The sequence below is a fragment of the Stenotrophomonas chelatiphaga genome (assembly GCF_001431535.1).
GTDB classification, from domain to species: domain Bacteria; phylum Pseudomonadota; class Gammaproteobacteria; order Xanthomonadales; family Xanthomonadaceae; genus Stenotrophomonas; species Stenotrophomonas chelatiphaga.
In genome coordinates this window covers 1-616 of record NZ_LDJK01000135.1, presented here as the reverse complement: position 1 = coordinate 616, position 616 = coordinate 1, and the positions used below count along the sequence as shown (strand labels likewise).

Genomic DNA, 616 nt, shown 5'->3' with positions numbered 1-616 from the left:
CACCACCACGCACGGCTACGGCAACTGGGAACTCAGCGCCGACCGCGCCAATGCGGCCCGCCGCGCGCTGGTGGATGGCGGGCTGGATGAGGCCAAGGTCACCCGCGTGGTCGGGCTGGCGTCTTCGGTGCTGTTCGACAAGACCAACCCGGCCAACCCGATCAACCGCCGCATCAGCATCGTGGTGATGACCCGCGATGCCGAAGCCTCTGCGCTGGCAGGCGCCGGCTCGCCGGTCGCGTTGTCCGCCGCCGTGGCCGATCCGGACGTGCAGGCCGCGCAGGTGCCGGCCGTGGTGGGCGACGCCGCGCCGTAGCGCCAAGCGCGCCCTGCGCTGGGCCATTACAATGGCGGCCTTCCCTTTTTTCAGGCTCCCACCATGTCCAAGCTTTCCAAAGCCAAGCGCGACAAGCGCAAGAAGCAGCAGCCCAAGCGCGCCTTCGCCCGCCTGAGCGACCAGCAGCAGGTACAGAACCACGCCGTGCTGACCAACGAAGAAGGCCAGGTGGTCGCGGCGATCGGCCTGCAGGGGCGCCAGTGGCTGCTGTCGATCGGCGGCCAGACCATGGGCAACGCCGATGATCCGATGCCGATGCTGGCCATGCTCAAGCACCTG

2 pseudogenes are annotated in these 616 nt (G+C 68.8%); both read left to right on the top strand.

Going from position 1 to position 616, the window contains the following annotated elements:
* Nucleotides 1–316, top strand: a pseudogene (locus ABB28_RS17495) (OmpA family protein); the annotation flags it as partial.
* A 63-nt stretch (nt 317–379) separates the two neighbouring features.
* Nucleotides 380–616 (top strand): annotated as a pseudogene (locus ABB28_RS17490) (hypothetical protein); the annotation flags it as partial.